Here is a 3,423-nt window from a genome sequence, read left to right on the forward strand (position 1 = left end):
TTGGGACTCCGCGTCGCGTTGCCTCTTCCGAGTGAGCGGGCGCGCGTTCAAGAAGGGATATTTCAACAGCCTGCTAGATTCCGCACATAGTGCGGTGTATCAAATAAAGTTGACTGTCCTATGGCCGATTGAAGCTTATCTTTAATCGCCCGCAGCTTAACCGGTGAACGCGCGATCGATCGCCATAGTCTGATAAGCGTCGAAATCCGGAGCAATCAACTCCGGCAGGCCGAGGGCAGTTAGCAGGCTGGCACCATAGCGGCTCGCGAAGGTTTTGCCTGAAACGGTTAACACCGGAAGCCCGCACCAAAGTGAACCGCTTGCTGTTGCTCCGGCGTTGAATGGGTAAGTGTCCAGGAAAAGGTCGGCGCGGCAATACCGAGCCAGGTGCGATTGCAACGGCAGGTATTCAGCGAAGACGATTCGCGAAACATCAAGGCCGCGATACTTAGCTTCGCTGAGCAGGTTCCGACGCGCCTGCTCTTCGCTGCCGCCATAAATCCACAAAACGCTACCGTCAACCGCTCCAAGAATTCTGGCCCATCGATCAAAGACTGACAGCAACAACTTCTCCGGTGAATTGAAACAGCAGAAGATAAACCCATCTTCCGGCAAGCCATAGTCAGTACGTGACAATGGCTGGTGTGGCCGTATCCGCGTTCGATCGTTAGGCTGAAAGGAGGCCGGCACGCTGATCACTTTCTCCGAGTACCAATCTCGAAGTTCCGGCGGAATAACAACAGGATCAGCAATGATGTAATCAATGCCTTGCGTCCCCGTTGTCCCGGGAAACCCGAGGAAGTTGATTTGCACGGGAGCTACCCGTATCGAGAACACGTCAGTCCGAGCGCCTTGCGTATGGCCGTTCAAATCCACGGCGATATCGAGGCCAACGCGCCGTGCCAGTAAGATGACATCCTCCGTCAGCATGCCCTCAACGTTATGAAAATGATCGAAGGCACAGCGGGCACGCGTCTGCGCGGGATCATCTGGATCGTCGACAAACGAGAAGCCATGAATCTCGAATTGATCTCGGTCGTGTAACTCCAACACCTCGGCCAGCAGTTCCATGACCGGATGAGTACGAAAGTCAGACGAAAAATAACCCACTCGAATACGTTCGCGTGACTGCGCGTGCCCCAGATCGCGTTGCTCTCTCGCTGCCGCGACCCTTGCGGTTGCATATATCTTTGCAGCGCGGAGTTGTTGCTGCGGATCATCGCAAGCGGGCAGGTAATTCAACGGTTCTACGACAGGCTTTTCGTCATCTATCGAGGCAGCGATCATGTGCAGCAGCCCGTCCAATCCGTTCCAGTCGAATGGGCGCAGTCGCACTGTGAGTAGCATGCCTAACAACCACGGATCGTCTGGATCGATTGAGGCGGCGTGTTCGTATCGATCGACTGCTTCTGCGCACCGCCCTAGGCGATGTAACATAAGACCGCTGTTCCTAAGCGCACGCACGTTATTGCAATCGACCTGCAAGATTCGCTCAGCGGTCGTCAGCGCTTCCTCGTAGCGCATCAGTGAGTCTAAGGCAGCGGTGCGGTTATGAAGCAACTCAGGGCGCTCAGGATGGTGAATCAGCGCTTCATCACAAAATCGGATGCAATCCTTAAAACGTCTTTGCATCAACAATGCATACGCCATCGGACACTGCGCCGAGATTTGAGACGGATCAAGCCGTAAAGCATGCTCGCTGTTCTGCAGCGACTCGTCAAGAAAACCGATGGAGCAGAGTGCTTGCGCCCGGTAGCCTAGTAAATACGCGATGATCAAAGGATCAGAAGTGCATGCAAGCGCATCATCGTAGAACGACACTGCTTCCCGAGTACGTCCATGCTGCTGCAGTTCTAAACCACAACGATAGCGCAGGTCCAACTCGATCTGCCTTTCCAGTGATTGTTGGAATACCTTGCGTTTATCGTTTTCCATGAAATGTGTCGTTTTCTTGTACTTGCTGCGTGGCCGTCATCGCTGTTTAGACTATGCGGAGGAATTCTAATTTGTTTTGACGCGATGTTCGTCCGCGCCGAACGCATCGCGCTCGATGACCACCGACTTGGCGTCGTCGAACAGCACATGTTCCGGGGTGCCGCCGAAGCAGACCAGCGCGGCTTGCATCTGCTTGCCCAGCGGTGTCTCGAAGCGCACGACCGGCTCGGCTTCGGGACGATTGTGGGGTGCCAAAAACGCTTTAAGCTGGCGGATGCCGCCTGCATAGTCAGCCTCCTGCAACTCGCGAAGCAGAACTGTCGCCGGAATCCAGCGCGGCCGGGCTGCGGCTACGCGCTCCATCAGATAGTCCTGGAATGTGTCGAGCTTCGTCGCTCGCGACTCACGCGGCTTGTACCGTCTCGCTCGTTCATCCCTGAGATAGCGACGCACGGTGTTGCGCGATGGAAACGTGGTGAATATCTCCAACGCACGTTCAAGCTCGGGTGTTGGCGCGTCAGAGGAAAGGCATGTCGATCAACTTGTCTCGGCCATGCCTGAATACGGAACCGAAACATGTGGTTCGACATCCCTTGGCCGGGGTCAGTACATGGTCAACTCGACACCATTGCTCATTGCATCAATGCAGCACGGAACTTGTTGATGAATTTGTAAGGACATAAACGGAGACGCGGGTGGACGCGACGTCCACCCAACGTGAGAACTGTTCTATACCTTCGAAAATGACGACGTTATACCGAGATCGTGGCCGAACCTGTTGAAATAAGTGTTGGCCGGATCGAGCCAACTTGTGAGAAGGTTGCGGACGTCGCCCGCGCGGAAAGGAAATGCGAGCTTGCTTCCACGATTCTGCAAATAGTTTTGCGAGGACTCCATCAATACGATTCGTTTGGACACGCGGGGATAACAGTTGGCTATGTGCATGGGTCCCGAATTGACTCCGATGAAGCGCGATGCGGATGCTATCTCGGCGGCGGTCTCCCAAAGATCGAGTTTTCCTCGCAAATCGATCACGTTATCTGCTTCGATAAGCTTGTCGTCCTCTGCACCGATCCGGACGATCATCCAGTTCCGGTAATTTCGGCGCAATGCGGCAATCACGTCGTCACTCATCACTCGGATGTGGTCCTCTTCGAGATCGGGCCAGAATCGAGATTCACCCCTCAACCTACGATCAGAGCCCGTGGTATGCACAACCACTTTGTGCGGGACGATGTCTGAATCATCATGCGCGTAAAGCTTTGGGTGTCGGAGCAGTCCGCCGTTAAGAGGTGTTAACAGAATGACTTTTGCAGGTGTCGCCAGCATATGATGCAGCAAGCGATTTTCATGAAGGCCTCGTGGATGAAAGCGAGCCGTTCGAAGCGGATGCGCAGTCTGCGGAAGTTGCGAAGCCACGAGATGGTCCGCTCCACCACCCAGCGTGTTTTGCCTAATCCGCTACCGTGGGGCTGACTGCGCCGAGCG

At 54.8% G+C, this 3,423-nt stretch carries 3 protein-coding genes and 1 pseudogene; all 4 read right to left on the minus strand.

Annotated features, from left to right (window positions below):
* Nucleotides 1-156: 156 nt before the first annotated feature.
* Nucleotides 157-1,935 (minus strand): O-linked N-acetylglucosamine transferase, SPINDLY family protein, encoded by a 1,779-nt coding sequence (locus AWB82_RS36250; protein WP_086974052.1) that lies wholly within the window; start codon nucleotides 1,933-1,935, stop codon nucleotides 157-159.
* A 72-nt stretch (nucleotides 1,936-2,007) separates the two neighbouring features.
* Nucleotides 2,008-2,400 (minus strand): annotated as a pseudogene (locus AWB82_RS36255) (IS21 family transposase); the annotation flags it as partial.
* 264 nt (nucleotides 2,401-2,664) lie between these two features.
* A complete protein-coding gene (locus AWB82_RS39085; protein ID WP_159462666.1) occupies nucleotides 2,665-3,069 on the minus strand; it encodes a glycosyltransferase family 9 protein in 405 nt (134 codons plus the stop codon).
* A gap of 161 nt (nucleotides 3,070-3,230) precedes the next feature.
* Nucleotides 3,231-3,423, minus strand: a 193-nt coding sequence (locus AWB82_RS36265) for a transposase (protein ID WP_143756993.1), incomplete at its 5' end; no start/stop codon positions are given.

This window comes from Caballeronia glebae (assembly GCF_001545035.1).
GTDB classification, from domain to species: Bacteria; Pseudomonadota; Gammaproteobacteria; order Burkholderiales; family Burkholderiaceae; genus Caballeronia; species Caballeronia glebae.